Annotated in this window: 15 protein-coding genes; 6 read left to right on the top strand and 9 right to left on the bottom strand. The window is 64.3% G+C overall.

All coding sequences use genetic code 11. From position 1 onward, the window contains the following. Nucleotides 1–2: 2 nt before the first annotated feature. A complete protein-coding gene (locus AC6I6S_RS08635; RefSeq protein WP_497949503.1) occupies nucleotides 3–641 on the bottom strand; it encodes an Era-like GTP-binding protein in 639 nt (212 codons plus the stop codon). Between the two features lie 1562 nt (nucleotides 642–2203). Here AC6I6S_RS08635 and AC6I6S_RS08640 point away from each other — a divergent pair. Further along, nucleotides 2204–3814, top strand: a complete 1611-nt coding sequence (locus AC6I6S_RS08640; RefSeq protein ID WP_497949504.1) for a Cdc6/Cdc18 family protein — start codon at nucleotides 2204–2206, stop codon at nucleotides 3812–3814. 93 nt (nucleotides 3815–3907) lie between these two features. On the opposite strand, the gene AC6I6S_RS08645 is transcribed toward AC6I6S_RS08640, so the two are convergent. Further along, complete coding sequence (locus tag AC6I6S_RS08645) at nucleotides 3908–4930, bottom strand: S24/S26 family peptidase (protein WP_497949505.1); 1023 nt, start codon at nucleotides 4928–4930, stop codon at nucleotides 3908–3910. A 106-nt stretch (nucleotides 4931–5036) separates the two neighbouring features. Between AC6I6S_RS08645 and AC6I6S_RS08650 the strand changes: the two genes are divergently transcribed. Beyond that, nucleotides 5037–6626 carry a DNA-directed DNA polymerase II small subunit gene (locus AC6I6S_RS08650; protein ID WP_497949507.1) on the top strand — a complete coding sequence of 530 codons (1590 nt, stop codon included), beginning with the start codon at nucleotides 5037–5039 and terminating at the stop codon, nucleotides 6624–6626. A 22-nt stretch (nucleotides 6627–6648) separates the two neighbouring features. On the opposite strand, the gene AC6I6S_RS08655 is transcribed toward AC6I6S_RS08650, so the two are convergent. Further along, a complete protein-coding gene (locus tag AC6I6S_RS08655) occupies nucleotides 6649–7101 on the bottom strand; it encodes a hypothetical protein (protein ID WP_497949508.1) in 453 nt (150 codons plus the stop codon). A gap of 197 nt (nucleotides 7102–7298) precedes the next feature. Here AC6I6S_RS08655 and AC6I6S_RS08660 point away from each other — a divergent pair, with 197 nt between their 5' ends. Beyond that, complete coding sequence (locus AC6I6S_RS08660) at nucleotides 7299–8477, top strand: aspartate kinase (protein WP_497949509.1); 1179 nt, start codon at nucleotides 7299–7301, stop codon at nucleotides 8475–8477. 116 nt (nucleotides 8478–8593) lie between these two features. Beyond that, complete coding sequence (locus AC6I6S_RS08665; RefSeq protein ID WP_255169373.1) at nucleotides 8594–8740, top strand: DUF1328 domain-containing protein; 147 nt, start codon at nucleotides 8594–8596, stop codon at nucleotides 8738–8740. A gap of 157 nt (nucleotides 8741–8897) precedes the next feature. On the opposite strand, the gene AC6I6S_RS08670 is transcribed toward AC6I6S_RS08665, so the two are convergent. The 3 genes from AC6I6S_RS08670 to AC6I6S_RS08680 all read right to left on the bottom strand — a co-directional run bounded on the left by AC6I6S_RS08670 (nucleotide 8898) and on the right by AC6I6S_RS08680 (nucleotide 10280). Next, nucleotides 8898–9257 (bottom strand): hypothetical protein, encoded by a 360-nt coding sequence (locus tag AC6I6S_RS08670; RefSeq protein ID WP_497949511.1) that lies wholly within the window; start codon nucleotides 9255–9257, stop codon nucleotides 8898–8900. Between the two features lie 61 nt (nucleotides 9258–9318). Next, entirely contained in the window at nucleotides 9319–9741 is a 423-nt protein-coding gene (locus tag AC6I6S_RS08675) for a GNAT family N-acetyltransferase (protein WP_497949512.1), read from the bottom strand. Between the two features lie 5 nt (nucleotides 9742–9746). Continuing rightward, on the bottom strand, nucleotides 9747–10280 hold the full coding sequence (locus AC6I6S_RS08680) for a peroxiredoxin family protein (RefSeq protein WP_497949513.1): 534 nt from the start codon (nucleotides 10278–10280) through the stop codon (nucleotides 9747–9749). 256 nt (nucleotides 10281–10536) lie between these two features. Between AC6I6S_RS08680 and AC6I6S_RS08685 the strand changes: the two genes are divergently transcribed. Then, nucleotides 10537–12153: a BCCT family transporter gene (locus tag AC6I6S_RS08685; protein ID WP_497949515.1), complete on the top strand. Its 1617-nt coding sequence runs from the start codon at nucleotides 10537–10539 to the stop codon at nucleotides 12151–12153. A 12-nt stretch (nucleotides 12154–12165) separates the two neighbouring features. Here the strand turns inward: AC6I6S_RS08685 and samp2 are convergent, their stop codons facing one another. Then, nucleotides 12166–12378, bottom strand: a complete 213-nt coding sequence (samp2, locus tag AC6I6S_RS08690) for a ubiquitin-like small modifier protein SAMP2 (RefSeq protein ID WP_497949516.1) — start codon at nucleotides 12376–12378, stop codon at nucleotides 12166–12168. Nucleotides 12379–12424: 46 nt separating this feature from the next. Further along, nucleotides 12425–13486, bottom strand: a complete 1062-nt coding sequence (locus AC6I6S_RS08695; protein WP_497949517.1) for a bactofilin family protein — start codon at nucleotides 13484–13486, stop codon at nucleotides 12425–12427. A 165-nt stretch (nucleotides 13487–13651) separates the two neighbouring features. On the opposite strand from AC6I6S_RS08695, the gene AC6I6S_RS08700 reads away from it, so the two are divergent. Then, nucleotides 13652–14647, top strand: coding sequence for a replication factor C small subunit (locus AC6I6S_RS08700; RefSeq protein ID WP_497949518.1), 996 nt, complete (start codon nucleotides 13652–13654; stop codon nucleotides 14645–14647). 33 nt (nucleotides 14648–14680) lie between these two features. Here AC6I6S_RS08700 and AC6I6S_RS08705 read toward each other — a convergent pair whose 3' ends face one another. Then, the gene (locus tag AC6I6S_RS08705; RefSeq protein WP_497949520.1) at nucleotides 14681–17188 is read right to left on the bottom strand and encodes a GAF domain-containing protein; all 2508 of its coding nucleotides are present in this window, start codon (nucleotides 17186–17188) and stop codon (nucleotides 14681–14683) included. Nucleotides 17189–17342: the final 154 nt, after the last annotated feature.

Raw genomic sequence — 17342 nt, forward strand, 5'->3', positions numbered from 1 at the left:
GCTCACCCGAAGTACTCCGCGATGTTGTCGTACACTTCGTCCATGTTCTCTCCTTCCTTTGCCGACAGCGGAATCGTCTCGTGTTGTGGGAAGGCATCCTCGATGCGCTTGATGCTCGACGCCTCGAGGTCGATTTTGTTCGCGAAGATGAGAACCGGGAGATCGCGCGATTCGATGATCCCGATCAGCATCGTGTTAACCTGCGTGATCGGGTCCTCCGCGCTGTCGAGCACGTAGATGACGCCGTCGACGTCCTCGCGGAGCCAGTGCATCGCTTCTGCCACGCCCTCGGTCGCTTCCCGAGAGCGGCGGATCGCGTCGTCCTTTTCCATCTCGTCGGTGAACTCCTCGTAGTCGACTTTCGTCGTTACCCCGGGGGTGTCGACGATGTCGATCGTCACCGACTTGCCGTTTCGTTCGATCTCGACGTTCTCCTTGCGGCGGGCACGCCGTGTTTCGTGTGGAACGTGACTTTCGGTCCCGATAGCGTCGCCGGTCCAGTCACGAGCGATTCGGTTCGCGAGCGTCGTTTTTCCTGCGTTCGGCGGGCCGTAGATTCCGATCCGCTTCGGTTCCTGTTCGGAAAACAGGCGATCCGTCGCCCGAGAAATGCTGTCTTTGAGTCCTGTAAACAATCCCATCCTTGAGATCCTCCATGCACCAGCGGGTGCGTCTGCGCGTACTACTGAACCGAACTCACTTAAGCCTACGTCAGACGTATTGACTAACCAACAACAAATACATACCACTGTCACTGGATACCATGGGTACTGTACCGCCTAAAACGGGATACGGAACGAAGCGCTGAGCGAGGTGAATAAGGTGGGTGAAACGGATAAAAGCGGGTGAGACCGAGTATTATACGAGTGGGAAAGCGGGGTGAACGGGACGAGGTGGGACTGTGGGGTTGGAGCGAACCTTCCGGGTAGAGTCGTCCTGGGCAGAGACGTCCTGGGTAGAGTCGTTCTCGAAACCGTGTACGAACCCCCGAAAACTCTCCAATCTGCGAAAACCCTCAATCTACGGAATTCCATAACCTTCGAAACCTCGCTCAAGCCGGAATGGATCTCGAGATGAAAAGGAGGGATGACGGATGGAGTGGTTTATTAGTGACACTATCTGGTGAAGCGAGACATATAACACGAAAGATGATTGCGACAGCGGTGGGAAAAGCGTGGCCACTAGTGGATAGTTCGTGTGGATTGGTAGCATAGTTCACCCCAGAGAGCCACCCCCACCCCTTCGTTTCGACTGGAGACGCTGCGAGTGTCCTATTGGATATTGAGACTGATGGCAACGAGAACGGTCGATCGTGGACCGAAACCGCTCAGCTTCGACTCGAGAAGCCATCTCGAGGTCGATTCGGGATGAAACAGACGGTCTAGTAACTCAGACGGATAATAGAGACGATTCTAGTACAGTCTAGCAATACAAACGCATTTCTCTAGTAACACCGCTGTTTTGCTAGTGCTACGGACCATGTTTAATCCCTCTTGTAATAAAACCTCTCATGGCAATAGGCTCTCTCACCCCTCCCCCTCTTCGTTGGTTGTTCCACCTGAAACAAAGGGGTGGGGGGTTATCCAACCATGTTACTCCTTCACCCACATCTTCCGATAATCCTTGAGCCGAACGCGTACTATCACTCAGATAGCAGTTTCCCACAGTCGATATCAGGCTTCTCGATCGCACCAGAAACCGAGGGTTTGAATCGATAACTGATACCAGGTCGGTGCAAGACGGCCCGCTGTGAGATGTGCTCGTCTGGATCGAGATCTACACTCTCGTTCCAGGATTACACTCTCATTTCAGGAAGGTGTCGGACGGAGACGGACCAGTTTCCCGATCGCCGCGACCCGTTCGAACAGCGTCTCTCCATTCACGCCGCAGTTCGAGTGTGGTGTCCGAAGCAGTCAGGGTGTCTTACCCGGGACGGTCAGCGTGTTCTCAGTGGGCGACCGTCCAGATCGATTCCGAGCCTCGCTCGAGCCGATTCCGAGCCCACAGCGAGGTGATGGATAGTTCGAGATCCACAATGAAGGGAAGAATTTATTATCTAGGTACCCCTCTGGTTCGTTTGCATCAACTGGACCCGACGATAAACTCACTACACCCACTATCACCGTCACTCAGGCGTGTACGCCGTGATATCACTGCTGTCGGGCTAGTTTCCACACGAAACGAGGGGGTATGCGTTTCACCGATGTCTGACGATACATTCGAGTCGGGTCAAAACCCCGATTCCGGAACCGCACGCAGGTTCGCGACGGAACTCGGAGAGAGTGATCTTTCCGACGAGGAGCCGAACCAGGGGCTGTTCGACGATCTGCTCAGCGGCGAACCGATTTTCGAAAACAAAGAGGTGTTGCGGCCGTCGTACACGCCGCACGAACTCCCACATCGGAGCGACCAGATCAACAAGATGGCGACGATTCTGGTCGCGGCTCTCCGCGGCGAGACGCCGTCGAACATCCTGATTTACGGGAAGACCGGTACCGGGAAGACTGCGAGTGCCAAGTTCGTCAGCAAGGAACTCGAGAGCACCTCCCAGAAGTACAGCGTCCCGTGTGACGTCGAGTACATCAACTGCGAGGTGACCGACACCCAGTATCGCGTACTGGCACAGCTCGCCAACAAGTTCATCGAGGAGAACGATGCGATGATCGACGACCGTATCGCCTCTCTCGAGTCGCTGCTCGACCAGCTGGACGGCGAGGATGGCGACGCAGTCACGGACTCTCCAGTTGAAACGGAGGGGTCTTCCGCCGACGACCGGCCGGCTCGGTCTTCGAACGAACGGACGGAGCCGGCTCCGGAGACATCGGCGTCGACGGCCGACCCGACTGATCCGCTCGCGGAAACCCCGTTTTCGTCGGCCGCCGAGATCGAATCACAGATCGAGTCGCTCGAGGAAGACCGCGAGAGCTTCGAGGAGGTGCCGATGACCGGGTGGCCAACCGATCGGGTGTACAGCGTCTTCTTCGAGGCCGTCGACTACTCCGAGCGGGTCGTGGTGATCATGCTCGACGAGATCGACAAACTGGTCGAGAAAAGCGGCGACGACACCCTGTACAACCTCTCGCGGATGAACTCCGAACTCGAGAACTCGCGGGTGTCGATCATCGGTATCTCGAACGACCTCAAGTTCACTGACTTTCTCGATCCGCGCGTGAAGTCGAGCCTGGGCGAAGAGGAGATCGTCTTCCCGCCGTACGACGCGAATCAGTTGCGAGACATCCTTCAGCACCGTTCCGAGGTGGCGTTCAAGGAGGGCGCGCTCTCGGACGACGTGATCCCGCTCTGTGCGGCGTTTGCCGCCCAGGAGCACGGGGACGCGCGGCGTGCGCTCGACCTCCTCCGGACCGCGGGCGAACTCGCTGAACGCAGCCAGTCGGAGACGATCGTCGAAGATCACGTCCGGCAGGCCCAGGACAAGATCGAACTCGACCGCGTCGTCGAGGTCGTCCGCACACTCCCCACCCAGAGCAAACTCGTCCTCTTTTCGATCATCCTCCTCGAGAAAAACGGCGTTCACAGCATCAACACGGGCGAAGTGTTCAACATCTACAAGCGCCTCTGCGAGGAGATCGATGCCGACGTGCTCACCCAACGCCGGGTGACCGACCTCATCAGCGAACTCGACATGCTCGGCATCGTCAACGCGGTCGTCGTCTCGAAGGGCCGCTACGGCCGGACCAAGGAGATCAGCCTCTCGGTGCCGATCGAGGAGACGGAGGTCGTGCTCCTCTCGGACTCCCGGCTGTCGGATATCGACGACGTGCAGCCGTTCGTCCAGGCCCGCTTCGAAAACTGACTGTTTTCACCTCAAACCGAGTCGTTCGGCCCGCTCGTTCCGCTGAGCCGAGTCGCTCGAGTCGAAACGTTCCCCTTCCTCGAGTCAATCCACTCACCAGTGTCCGGAACGACGGCCGCCGACGACGGCGACGGCGCTCGCGAGTCCGACGAGGCCGACCGGGGCGCTCGCCGGTCCGACGGCGGTTCCGTCCGGGAGCGTGGGTGACTGGATCAGCATGCCGCCGAGGATCTCGTCGAACGTGAGCCTGACGTAGCCGAGCCACGGCACGCGGAGCATTCCCTTGCCGCTGATCCACTCGGGTTTGACGACGTCCGTCGGCGCTCCCTCGGAGAACTGGTCCTGATCGTAGCCAGCGTTGTTGTCACCTTTCGTGATGAAGCCGTCGTGTCGAGCGGGACAGGTCTGGATCTGATCACAGCTCTCTGCGTTCACGTACTCGGGGTTGGCCATCTCGACCCAGTCGTCACCCTCCTCGACCCAGAAGTGGGCTCTGTGGATGATCGGCGTCTGAAACTCGTTGCCGTTCGGCGCGAAGATGATCACGTCGCCGTGTTTTCCGAACTTGTCGTAGCCGTTTTGCTCGCCGGCCTCGAGCGTGACCACGCCGGTGCCGTCGACCGGGTCGTCGCCGACGAATCGCTCGTCGTCCGTAATAAAGATCAGATCACCCCGTTCCATGTTCGGCTCCATACTCCCGCTCTCGACGGCGACCAGCGGCGGCCAGATCCCGCTAACAGCGAAGAGTAGCAGCCCGATAAGGGCGACAACGGCGACGCTGCTCAACACGTCGCGGACGGCCGCGACGGTGCCGTCGTCGGTGCCCAGAAACCAGCGAACGACTCCGTCGTCCTCGATCGTAACGCGGTCGTCACCTCTCGCATCCGCGGCCGGCGCCGGCGGTGGCTCCGCTCCCGACCCCTCACCGTCTTGGTCGGCCCCGCTCTCGGTGCCCGCTGTGCGATCGTCCGGCGTGGCCGCGGTCGACTCGACCGGCGTCTCTTCGGACGCTTCGGAGGAGGTTTCCGCTGGATCTGGGGACGAAAACGCGTCCTCGGAGCCCTGCTCGTGTCGATCGTCGCTGCCAGAAGTGTCGTCGGGACCGGGGCCGCTCATTGCTCTCCGTTTTGCCGGGACCGGCAATCAAGGTTCTGTTCCACACGGTGGTCGTCGGTTGCCGCCAGTCGCCATCCTTTTCTCGTCGCTCTCGAATACGAGAGGTGTGCCACTCGAGGGGCCCGCGCGGATCGTCAGCGAACTCACGAGCCGCGGCTACAACGTCGAACGCGAGGCCGTAACGCTCATCGCGTCGGCGGATGATCCGGCCGGCACGCTCGAGCGCGTCGTCGAATCGACGTCGCCGGACGCGATTGTCGTCCGCACCGAGCACGTCCGCAGCGTACTCGCCGGCGGTGACTCCCCGTCCGGGGCCGACACCGGTGGCTCGAACCGCACCGATGGCGACCGCTCGTCCGACTCTCTCGACGAACCGAACCCCCCCGTTTCAACTGGAACTCGGCCCCCCAATTCGACAGAGGGCGACGAAGGATCTCCAGTCGAAACGAAGGGGTCTTCGTCGGAGTTCGAACGCGCGGCCGACCCCGCCCTGCGATCGCTCGAGGTCGCGAACGACATGACCGGCGAGAGCACGGGAACGGGGGAGTACAAGGACTTCGTCACGGTGTTTCGCGACCGCCTCGAGCGCCTCGGCTCGAAGCTCCGCGGGCGGGTGAACCACCGGCCCGCGACGGCGATTCAGAGCATGCCCGGCGGGAGCGAGGCGGGAATGGTCGGGCTGGTCAACGACGTCCGTTCGACGGCCAGCGGCCACTGGCTGGTCGAACTCGAGGACGCCACCGGCACCTTCCCGTGGCTGGTGATGAAGGATCGGGAGTACGCGGACCTCGTCGGCGAACTGCTCTGTGACGAGGTGCTGGCGATGGAGGGAACCCTTTCCGACGACGCGGGGATCGCGTTCGTCGACTCGATGTACTTCCCTGACGTTCCTCGGACCCACGAGCCGTCGACGGCGGACCGCCACGTTCAGGCGGCGCTCATCAGCGACGTCCACGTCGGTAGCCAGGAGTTCATGCGCGACGCCTGGAACGCGTTCACCGACTGGCTCCACACCGACACTGCGCAACACGTCGAGTACCTGCTTATTGCAGGGGACATGGTCGAGGGCGTCGGTGTCTACCCCAACCAGGACGAGGAGTTAGACGTCGTCGATATCTACGAGCAGTACGAGGTGTTCAACGAGTACCTGAAACAGGTGCCCGGCGACATGGAGATCGTGATGATCCCCGGCAACCACGACGCGGTCCGACTCGCGGAACCGCAGCCGGGATTCGACGAGGAACTTCGATCGATCATGTCCGCTCACGACTCCCGAATCGTGAGCAACCCGTCGACGGTGACGATCGAGGGTGTCTCGGTGCTCATGTACCACGGCGTCTCCCTGGACGAGGTGATCGCCGAACTCCCCGAGGAGAAAGCGAGCTACGACGACCCACACAAGGCGATGTATCACCTCCTGAAGAAGCGCCACGTCGCCCCGCAGTTCGGCGGCCACACTCGACTTGCGCCGGAGGAGCGAGATTACCTCGTCATCGAGGACGTACCAGACATCTTTCACACCGGCCACGTCCACAAACTCGGCTTCGGCAAGTACCACAACGTGCTCGCGATCAACTCCGGCTGCTGGCAGGCTCAGACGGACTTCCAGAAGAGCGTCAACATCGACCCGGACTCGGGATACGCACCGATCGTCGATCTGGACACGCTCGATGTGACCGTCCAGAAGTTCAGCTGAGCGCGCTCGAGCGCCCTCCGCGCTATGGCTCGAGGCGAAACCGAGCCGTCTGCGTGCCGTCGAAGCGGGGTCCGGAGCCTTTTTCGCTGAACCCGAGGTCTCGGGCTGCGCTTTCGATGGTCGGCTCGTTCGGCGGTACCAGCACCTCGACGGCCATCGATTCGCGTTCGGCGAACCTGACAGGTTCGCCGAGCAGCCGCCGACAGGCGTCGGGCGTGCCGCCGATCTGTGTCACGTGGACGGTGTTGGTGCGTGCATCGAAGCTGACGAACCCGAGGAGATCGTCCGGGTCGGAGCCACCGTACTGGGAGTCAGCGTCGCTGTCGCTCGAGAGGTCCGCGTTCGGGTCGTTCGTTCCGTCCTCGGCGACTCGCACGGTGCGGTCGTGGACCAGATTTCGCATCACGTCGGTCGGCGAGTCCGCGATCGATGCGAGCGCGTCGGCGTCGGCCTCGAGTGCGTCCCGTACGTTCATCAATGCGTGGTAATGCCTTGCACGAACATAAATCCCGCCCGAACGTATAAGTAATGGTAATCCGGCGCCGGCGGCCGAGAGGTTCGAGTCGAACCGGGTAAAAATCCGGCGGAGGGACACAGTTATCTGCTCGCTCTGGTAACGAACCCACAGATGAACCACGCTACCCGTAGCCGACGCGTCCTCGGGGTGAGCCGATGCGCGTCGTAGCCAAGTTCGGCGGGACGAGCCTCGGCAGCGGCGACCGGATCAACCGAGCGGCGGACTCGATCGCGGCTGCGGTCGAGGATGGCCACGAGATCGCCGTCGTCGCCAGCGCGATGGGCTCGACCACCGACGACTTGCTCGAGGAGATCACCTTCGAGGCCGACGAGGAAGACCGCGCCCAGATCGTCAGCATGGGCGAGCGAACCAGCGTCCGGATGCTCAAGGCCGCCCTCTCAGCGAGAGGAGTCGACGCCCGCTTTCTCGAGCCCGGAACGGAGGGCTGGCCGGTCGTCACCGACGAGTACGGCGAGGTCGACGCCGAAGAGACGCGACGCCGCGCCCTCGAGGTCGCCGACAGCCTCGATGAGGCGGTGCCCGTTATTACAGGCTTTCTCGCGGAGGGGCCCGAGGGCTCGGTGACGACGCTGGGCCGGGGTGGCTCCGATACGACTGCGGTGATGCTCGGCAAGTACATGACCGCCGACGAGGTCGTCATCGTCACCGATGTCGAGGGTGTGATGACTGGCGACCCCCACGTCGTCGAAGGTGCGCGTAACGTCGGCGAAATTTCGGTCGACGAACTGCGCAACCTCTCGTTTCGGGGAGCCGAAGTCGTCGCCCCCTCGGCGCTGTCGTACAAGGACGGCGGCCTCGACGTCCGCGTCGTCCACTACCAGCACGGAGACCTGCTCACCGGCGGGACGAGCATCGAGGGCCAGTTCGATAACCTGGTCGACATGCGCGAGCGCTCGCTGGCCTGCCTCACCGTTGCAGGCCGAGCGATCCGGAACAAACCGGGAGTCTTCCAGTCGCTGTCGGCCGCCCTCGGCGAGAGCGACATCAACATCGACTCCGTCGCCAGTGGCCTCGACTCCGTGACGTTCTACGTTGACGCCGACGAGGCCGAGCGCGCCGAGAACATCCTCCACCGGGAGGTTATCGCGCGCGAGGAGCTCTCGAGTGTCACCGTCGACGCCCCCCTCGCCGTCATCCGCGTCACCGGCGGCGAACTCCCGAACCAGCCGGGAATCATCAGCACGATCGTCAACCCACTTACCGAAGCCCGAATCAACGTCCACGACCTGATCACGAGCGCAACCAGCGTTGCGATTTTCGTCGATTGGGCCGACCGAGAGCGGACCCTCGAGTTGGCACAGGACCTGTTCTGAACCCGTCGAAAACCCGGTATCGGTAACCGTCTCCTGTACGGGGACGCCTTTCGCGGCCACCGAAAATGGCGTATCCAAGCCGAAGCCCTTTCAACCAATTCGTTGTCGTCGGTAGCATGCTCGAGTTAGCAATCGTGTTCTTCGTGATCGCGATCATCGCAGGTGCACTCGGCGCGACGGGCGTCGCAGGCGTCACGATGACCATCGCCAAGTGGCTGGTCCTGATCTTCCTGGTGCTCGCGGTCGTGTCGCTGCTGCTGTGACCGCACCGCGGTAGGGCCGAACCGCTTTCGACCACCCTCGCCTCCTTGCGAGGGTCGCCGCCCCCTCGCGGGGGAACACTTTTCGATGTACTCACGAGACTCGAGAGCGATCGCTCCGGTCATCGAGAAAACCGGACCGCAGAACTCGAGCCGCCTCCTATCGCCGGTCGCCGACGGCGCGTTTCGCACGGTCGCGGAACGTCGGCTCGGGTTCGGGCTCGCCGCCGAACCGGCGTTTCGCGCGCGTCTTGAGCCCGGCCTTTTCGGATTCGGTGTCCTGGATCATCCAGTCGGGGAGGCGTTCGTTGAGCTCCCGCCGTTTCTCCGCTTTCATCGAGCTGTACTGCCGGAGGGCGAGACCGACGCCGAGAAACAGGCCGGCGTCGAGCAGTTCCCGTCGGAACCGCATCCGGTCGTTCCGGACCGCGATCGCCTTGAGCAGCGAGAGCACGCCGATCGCCAGATACAGTGTCGAACTCTTCGCTGGGTCGCCGCTGAGCATCCGTCGTAGGGCCATGCGGCCCGACTACCACGTTCCCGGTGATAAAGCTGATCCGCGCCGGCTGCGGGAGTCCGCTTCAGTCCTCGAGGTGTCGGATCCCGCGATTCCGACGGTCGTCGATCGGTTCGATCGAAAACTCGAGGGACTCGTAAAACGGCCGCACGCGGTCGTCGAAGGTGGCGGTGAGTCGGCGGTGTCGGTCCAGCGCGGCGTCGACGAGGGCGGTTCCGATACCTCGATCCCGTCGCCGTTTACGGACCGCGAGGGCGGCGATGTGGTCGTCCTCCGGGCGGGGCTCGAGAACGATCGTGCCGAGGATTCGCTCGCTCGGGGCGGAGCCGCCCGCTCCCGGCTGGTCGCTCGCGGCGAGTCGTTCGACTGCGACGAGGACGTCGCCCGCGTCGATCCGGGTTTCGACGTCCCCGGGCTCGAGCATCGCCGCGTCGAGAATGCGACGGATCTCGAGGGTATCGGTGGCGGTGGCTTCGCGAACGTACATGCGAGTCAGAGAGTATCGAGTTCGGCCAGCAACTCGTCGATCTCCGGGCGGTCCCACGTCGAGCGACCGCGATGGGCGTAAGCGACGGTAACACCCCCCGGCGCCCGGAGATCGAGCAACAGCGCCGCCGGCATTCGCCCGAGCAGGTCCGAGAGCCGACCCAGCGGACCGAGCCGGACGGGCTGATCGAAGGTGTCTCCGGCGACCGTCTCGGGATCGGCACACAGCGGAAACGGCAGATCATAGGACGCCTGCCATGTTTCGACGGTGTCCCGGGACTCGGGAACGACCGAGACGACCTCTGCTCGTCGGTCGCGGAACTCGTCGTATCGGTCGGCGATCGCCCGCACCTGCCGGCGGCAGTTTCCGCAGTGGTGATCGCGCTGGAGGAAGAGCGCGACGGCGTCGTAGGCGGGGTTGCTCCCCTCGCCGGTCGTCGGATCGGCTGGCTCGACCGGCGCGCCGAGTTCGGACAGCCGCAGGGGGTCCGGTCCCGGCCCGACGTTGGGGAGTGTGAAGTCGAGATCGCTCGAGGCCATACCCCCCGTTCGACGGGCTTACTCAAAACTATCGGCCTTTCAGGGTCGTGGTTGCCGATCCAGCCGGTGGCTTTGAGGCCGAATCGGCCCGCGTCGTACCGGAGAGCAGGGCCGCAAACCCAGCCCCTTTCCCCTCGCCGCGCTATTGACTATCCGAACGCCACACGAAGCGCTCGTTGTGACGAGTAATCCGCTTTCGTACCGACCTCACCGTCTCTGAGTCGAACGACCGGTCGATCTCACCCGATGATATTCAATGACTGATCCCGAGTCAGGCACCGTCACCCGCTTCCTCGAGGAACTCGACACCACCGTCTTCGGCGTCGGGTTCGCGATCACCGCCGCGGCCGTGATCGCGTTCGCGCTCGCCCCGGAAACGGCGCCGGTGTACCTCGAGGCCGTAAATGAGTTCGTCTGGACCGCCTTCGGCTGGTGGTACCTGATCGTGATGTTCTTTCTCGTCGCCTTCGTGATCTTCCTGATCTTCGGCCCCTGGGGGAACATCAAACTCGGCGAGGAAAACGAGGATCCCGCGTTCTCGTTTCTCGCCTACTTCGCGATGCTGTACTCGGCGGGGATCGCCGCCGGCATCGTCTTCTGGGGGCCCGCCGAGGCGGTGATGCACTACGACGCCGTCTCGCCGTTCGTCGGCGCGGAGTCCCAGTCGTCGTCGGCCGCGGTCGGCGCGATCCAGTACACCTTCTTCCACTGGGGGCTGTCGGCCTGGACCGCCTACGTCGTCGTCGCCCTGCCGATCGCCTACTGCGCCTACCGCTACGACGCGCCGCTGCGGATCTCGACGGTGCTCGCCCCCTGGGTCGGTCTCGATAACCTCGAGAGTCCGCTCGCCAAACTCGTCGATATTCTCGCGGTGTTCGCCACCATCGGCGGCGTCGCCACTACCCTCGGCCTCGTCGGGAGTCAGTTCCTGGTTGGTCTCGAGTGGACGTTAGGCGTTTCCGTGGGAGACCTCGGAACGATCGCCGTCATCACCGGGCTGACCGTCGCCTTCACGATTTCGGTCGCCCTCGGCGTCGAGAGGGGTATCAGGCGGATCTCCTACGTCAACCTCGGTCTGTTCGGCGTGCTCACCGCCGTCACTTTCCTGGTCGGGCCGACGAACTACATCACGGCGATCGGCACCGAGGCGCTCGGCGGCTACATCAGCGAGTTCGTCACGATGAGTTTCTACACCGGTACGGCGGCGACGGGCAACGGCGGGGTCGCCGAGTGGATCGGCGACTGGACCATCTTCTACTGGGCCTGGTGGTTCTCCTGGACGCCGTTCGTCGCGCTGTTCATCGCCCGCATCTCGCGCGGACGGACCGTTCGCCAGGTCGCCACCACGGGCGTGCTCGCCTCGACGGGGATCACGATCCCGTGGTTCGCGACGATGGGCGGAACGGCGATTTACGTCCAGGACTCGGGCGAGGGCGACATCCTCGCAGCGATCGGCGAGTTCAACGAGGCGGGGGCGGGCTACCCCCTGTTCGAAGCGCTCCCGCTGGGCGGCCTCCTCACCGCGCTGTTTCTCACCCTCGTCGTGCTGTTTCTCGTCACCTCGGCGGACTCTTCGACGCTCGCGCTGGGGATGCTCACCACCGGCGGCGCCGAACGCCCCTCGACGGTCAACCGCGTCATCTGGGCGTTTCTCATCGGCGGACTGGCCTCGCTGTTGATGGTCACCGGCGGGGTCGACGCCCTCCAGGCGGCCGCCATCATTACCGGCGGTCCGTTCTCGGTGATCGCCCTGCTGGCGGTGGCCTCGATGATCGTCGCCTTCGGCACCCAGCGCTCGCTGTTCCTGCGGGAAGAAGACGAGGTGTCGGTGCCGGGCTCGAGCGAGGTCGTCACCGAAGACGACGACGACTGATCCCGGACACGCTCAGCCGCCCTTGATGAGTCGGAGAACGGTGATTTCCTCGGCGGAAACCGGCTGATCCTCGGGAACGGGGCGGCCGTCGACCAGGACGCTCACCTCGTGGGGGCTCAGGTCGACCGCCCCGAGCAGGTCGGCGTAGCTCGGCTCGGCGGCCGGGAGCGACTCGAGGTCGACCTCGTGAACCCCTTCCCCCTTCACGTCGACGGTTACGCGCATATCCGGCCTCCGTAGCGAGGGGCCTTGAGCGCGTCGCTCGAGACCGCTATCCCATCGTCGGCTCCTCGGGACCGGCCGCCGGCGACTCGCGGACCCGACGACGGTGGCCGTAGAGCGCCATCGAGAGCGCCCCCAGACCGAGCAGGAAGATCAGGAAGTTCAGAAACCCGCCGAGGTAGGGGATCTGTGCCAGAATCGCCCCGCCGACCAGCCCGACGACGAGCGCGAGCCAGCGGTTGTCGACGTCGGCGTAGGAAAGCGCCCACGCGGCCACGGCGAAGCGGCCGTAGACGATCCCGATCCAGACGAACAGCGCGAACGCGAGCGCCCCCACGAGGGTGATCGGGATGCCGATCACGGTGATCGCGATAGCGACCAGCAGGATGGGGATTCCGACGAGCACCAGCAGACCGACGAGCCCCGAACGGACGGGATCGGTCGCCACCCGGTCTGCGACCCGCGCGGAGAACGACGGGAACAGCGCGAGCAACACCGCGCCTAGCAACAAGTTCAGCGCGAGCGCGTACAGCGCGAACAGCCAGGAGGCCAGCGGCTGGATCGTCGGCGCGACGTCGAAGCCGAGCGTCGAGTCGCGGGTCACGTCACCGGCGACGGCACCGGTGTTCCCCTCGAGCGCCCCGTCGTACCGGAGGTCGCCGCCGATCGCGGCCGCCTCGCCGAGCGTGATCGTCTCCGCGCCGATCGTCGCGTCGCCGGTGATCTCCCCGTCGATCGCGACGCTGCCGGCCCCGGCCTGCAGCGAGCCGATCGTCGCCTCCTCGGCGATGACGACGTTGCCGGCGCCCGCCGCGACCTCGCCCGCGACCGTCCCGGTGATCTCGAGGTTGCCCGTCGCCGCGCTGACGTCGCCGCCGACCTCGCCGTCGACGTAGACGTTGCCCGCCAGCGCGCTGACGTCACCCGTAACGGTACCCTCGATGTAGACGTTGCCCGCGACGGCGCTCACCTCGTCGACGGTTTCGCCCTCCGCGACGGTGATCGTCCCGCCGACGCCGCTCCGGTCCTGTGCGGCGACGACGCCCGGTAGCGAGCCGAGAACCACCGCGACCAGCAGCAACACTACGACGAGTTGTTTCACAGTAGCCATACCGTATATACGGCGTTCTCGGACTTAAAATCCTATACGACATGACATGTGTTGCGAGGCTCTGTCACCCGGACTCGAGGCCTCGGCCGCGCCCGAACCGTCCCTGTCTCCCGGCCGAGGAGGGCCTTCGGTCGTTTTATCTCCCGCCCACCCCTTGCCGTTCGTATGAGCGAGGCCGACGCCGAGGGCGACGCGCCGTCCGCCGGAAAGACGGAGGTCTGGATCGAGAAATATCGGCCGGAGCGGCTGGCCGAGATCAAGGGCCACGAGAACATCGTGCCCCGCCTGCTGCGCTACGTCGAACAGGACGACCTGCCCCACCTCATGTTCGCGGGGCCGGCCGGCACCGGTAAAACTACTGCAGCGCAGGCGATCGCCCGCGAAATCTACGGCGACGACTGGCGGGAGAACTTCCTCGAGTTAAACGCCTCCGACCAGCGCGGCATCGACGTCGTCCGCGACCGGATCAAGAACTTCGCGCGCGCGAGCTTCGGCGGCTACGACCACCGCATCATCTTCCTGGACGAGGCCGACGCGCTCACGAAGGACGCCCAGTCGGCGCTTCGGCGAACGATGGAGGAGTTCTCGCACAACACCCGCTTTATCCTCTCGTGTAACTACTCGAGTCAGATCATCGATCCGATCCAGTCCCGGTGTGCCGTCTTCCGGTTCACCCAGCTCTCCGAGGAGGCGATCGAGGCCCAGATCCGCGAAATCGCGGAGCGGGAGGGGATCGAGATCGCCGACGACGGGGTCGGCGCGCTGATCTACGCGGCCGACGGCGACATGCGAAAGGCGATCAACGCCCTCCAGGCCGCCGCGGTGATGGGCGAAACCGTCGACGAGGAGACCGTCTTCGCGATCACCGCCACTGCCCGCCCCGAAGAGGTCGAGGCGATGGTCGCCCACGCCATCGACGGCGACTTTACGGCGGCCCGCGCCGCCTTAGAGGACCTGCTCACCGATCGCGGACTCGCCGGCGGGGACGTCATCGACCAGCTCCACCGCTCGGCCTGGGAGTTCGACATCTCCGAGCGGGCGACGGTGCGGCTGCTCGAGCGCCTCGGCGAGGTCGACTACCGGATCACCGAGGGCGCGAGCGAACGGCTCCAGCTCGAGGCGATGCTCGCCTCGCTGGCGCTCGAGGACGGTGACGCGTAGCTCGAGGCGTCTCGGCCTCGTCGGCCGTCGGTCTTAACAGTCGAGTTGGGGCTCCGGATCATCGAGACGCGTCTCGTTCTCGAGCGAGACCGCTCCGAGCTCGAAGCGGGCGCCGCCGTCGGCGCTGTCGGTGACGCGGACGTCCCAGCCGTGGGCATCGGCGATCTGTTCGACGATCGCGAGCCCGTAGCCGGTGCCGTCGGCGGCGGTGGTGTAGCCGGACTCGAAAACGGTTTCGCGGTCGTCGTCCGGAATACCGGGACCGTTGTCGGCGACGAACAGCCCGTCGGCAGTGGCGCCGACACGGATCGTCAGCGGCTGTTCGTCGTCCCTGTCTGCGTCAGTGGGCTGCTGATTGCCCGTGGAACTGTGCTCCACTGCGTCCCGCTGAGCGGTCGAAGCGGGGCTCGTTGAGCCGTGCTCGACGGCGTCCTCCTGAGTCTCCGAAGGAGGGCTTGTCGAACTGTGTTCGACAGCGTTGCGAAGCAGGTTCTCGAGCAGTTCGACCAGCCGGGCCGGATCGGCCTCGAGGACGCAGTCACCCTCGACCTCGAGGATCGCGTCGTCGGTGTCGACGGCTGCCCAGGCCCGCCTCGTAGCGTCGCGGACGGCGACGGCTTCGGTGTCGTCGATCACCTCGCCCCGACGCGAGAGGGTGAGGAGTTTGTCGATGAGTGTCGCCATGCGATCGTGGGCGGCCTCGACTTCGGCGAGGTGGTCGTCGTTGCCGGTCTCCATCGCGAGCTCGAGATAGCCCCGCGCGACGTTCAGCGGGTTCCGGAGGTCGTGACTCACGATGCTCGCGAACTCGTCTAGCCGCTCGTTCTGCTGGGTGAGTTCGCGCTCGCGGCGTTTCTGGTCGGTGATGTCGGTGTAGATCGAGAACCCTTCGACGCCGCGTTCCCCCATCTCGAGGGGAACGACGTTGATGAACACGTCCCGCATCCCCTCGGCGGTCTGCCGTCGACTCACGGCCTGCAAACTCTTCCCCGCGATCAGCGTCTCGTTCAGCGCCTCAGCTTCCTCCTCGAGCGCTGAAGGGACGATGTAATCGTCGATGTTCTCTCCCAGAACGGTTTCTCGGTCGTAGCCGAACTGGCGTTCGAACGCCGCGTTGACGTCTCTGACGATCGCGTCGGTGCCGTCGAACTCGTAGCGGACGGTCGGGTCGGGGACGTTGTCGAACAGCGCCGAGAGCCGGTCGCGCTCGGCGACGAGTTCCGCGTCGGCACGAACGCGCGCGACGGCCTCGATCACGTGAGACGCGAGGAGCTCCGCGAGCTCTTCGTCCTCGTCGTCGAACGCCCCGGACCGTTCGGAGACGGCCTGAAAGACGCCGAAATCGGCGACCGGAACGCTGAGTACCGATCCGTAGTGCTCGCCGCCGTCGTCGATGAGCGGGTGGTCGTCCGTATCGTCGACCCGGACCGTGTCGCGTCGACGGTGGGTCTCACCCATGACGCCGTACTCGAGTGGCTGCGTTCGGCCGTGTTCCTCGGGCATCGCCGAGGAGTGTGCGACCGGAACGAAGCGACGGTCGTCGACGGCGAAGAACACGCAGTTGTCGAACTCGAGGATGTTCTCCGCGGCGTCGACGGTACGTTCGTAGATCTCCGATTCGTCGTCGGCCGCGACGATCCGTGCGGTGCCCTCGTGGAGGCGGGTGACACGCTCCCGGCGGGTCCGAAGCCGGTTCTCGAGGCGGATCCTGCGGGCGGTTTCGCCGACGTGGGCCGCCAGTATTTCCGCCAGCTCGAGATCGGTGTCGTCGTAGGCACCGGGGCGGACCGAGACCGTCTGAAAAACGCCGAACTCGCCGATAGGGACGCTGAGCCCGGAGCGGTAGGCGTCGTGTTCGTGAACCGCGTCGGGGTCCGCCTCGAGGTGGTCGATGCGGGCGGACTCGCCGGTCTCGAACGTCCTGCTGACGGTGCCCGTACCCAGCGGGAGCGCGTCGGGTGCACGATCGATGATCTCGCTCGAGGAGGTGGCTTTCGGCACCATCCAGCCCTCCCCGTCGCGGTCTTCGTAGACGGTGATCGAACTGGCGTCGAACTCGAGGACGCCGTCGGCCGTTTCGATCGCGAGCTCGAACAGTCGGTCCTCCTCGCGGCAGGCGACGATACGGATCGCCATCTCGTGGAGCCGAGCGATCTTCGAGCGGTCACCGTCGTCGTCCCGCGTCTCCGTCCTGTTGTGCGCTCGTCGCTGCCAGTCGATCTCGTCGGCGAGGTGGATCACCGACGATTCGGTGTGGCGGCGGACGGCACCGCCGACGCCGTCGGCGCCATCGACCGAGTCTGGATCGCCGTAGTGGACGACGGGCGTGCCAGTACAGGCGTCGGCGACCGTCCGGAGCGTCGGCGCTTCGTCGGTCGATCCGGCGGCGAAGACGACACAGTCGGCGGCGTTCGCTCGCTCTCGCACGCCGGCGACCGAACTGACGCACTCGACGGAACCGTCCGTGATCCGATCGAGTTCGACCGCATCGGTCGGGACCTCGGTGCCGGAGTCGGTGACGTACAGGATAGGATCAGTCATAACCATGAGGTGCGTGAACGACCAACGAATCTTCGTCATCGAAGACAGGATAATCGCAAATAAAGTATTTACGTGTTGACTCGATACCTGCGACAGGTCGAAGCCGACGGAGCGGGACCAGCAGAGAGCGGAGAGGAGGCGGAGCGAACGTATC

Source organism: Natrononativus sp. DTA114 (assembly GCF_059736515.1).

Coding starts and splice junctions, on each gene's coding strand:
- AC6I6S_RS08635 (WP_497949503.1), bottom strand. CDS start 641: ATGGGATTGTTTACAGGACTCAAAGACAGCATTTCTCGGGCGACGGAT.
- AC6I6S_RS08640 (WP_497949504.1), top strand. CDS start 2,204: ATGTCTGACGATACATTCGAGTCGGGTCAAAACCCCGATTCCGGAACC.
- AC6I6S_RS08645 (WP_497949505.1), bottom strand. CDS start 4,930: ATGAGCGGCCCCGGTCCCGACGACACTTCTGGCAGCGACGATCGACAC.
- AC6I6S_RS08655 (WP_497949508.1), bottom strand. CDS start 7,101: ATGAACGTACGGGACGCACTCGAGGCCGACGCCGACGCGCTCGCATCG.
- AC6I6S_RS08660 (WP_497949509.1), top strand. CDS start 7,299: ATGCGCGTCGTAGCCAAGTTCGGCGGGACGAGCCTCGGCAGCGGCGAC.
- AC6I6S_RS08665 (WP_255169373.1), top strand. CDS start 8,594: ATGCTCGAGTTAGCAATCGTGTTCTTCGTGATCGCGATCATCGCAGGT.
- AC6I6S_RS08670 (WP_497949511.1), bottom strand. CDS start 9,257: ATGGCCCTACGACGGATGCTCAGCGGCGACCCAGCGAAGAGTTCGACA.
- AC6I6S_RS08675 (WP_497949512.1), bottom strand. CDS start 9,741: ATGTACGTTCGCGAAGCCACCGCCACCGATACCCTCGAGATCCGTCGC.
- AC6I6S_RS08680 (WP_497949513.1), bottom strand. CDS start 10,280: ATGGCCTCGAGCGATCTCGACTTCACACTCCCCAACGTCGGGCCGGGA.
- AC6I6S_RS08685 (WP_497949515.1), top strand. CDS start 10,537: ATGACTGATCCCGAGTCAGGCACCGTCACCCGCTTCCTCGAGGAACTC.
- samp2 (WP_497949516.1), bottom strand. CDS start 12,378: ATGCGCGTAACCGTCGACGTGAAGGGGGAAGGGGTTCACGAGGTCGAC.
- AC6I6S_RS08695 (WP_497949517.1), bottom strand. CDS start 13,486: ATGGCTACTGTGAAACAACTCGTCGTAGTGTTGCTGCTGGTCGCGGTG.
- AC6I6S_RS08700 (WP_497949518.1), top strand. CDS start 13,652: ATGAGCGAGGCCGACGCCGAGGGCGACGCGCCGTCCGCCGGAAAGACG.
- AC6I6S_RS08705 (WP_497949520.1), bottom strand. CDS start 17,188: ATGACTGATCCTATCCTGTACGTCACCGACTCCGGCACCGAGGTCCCG.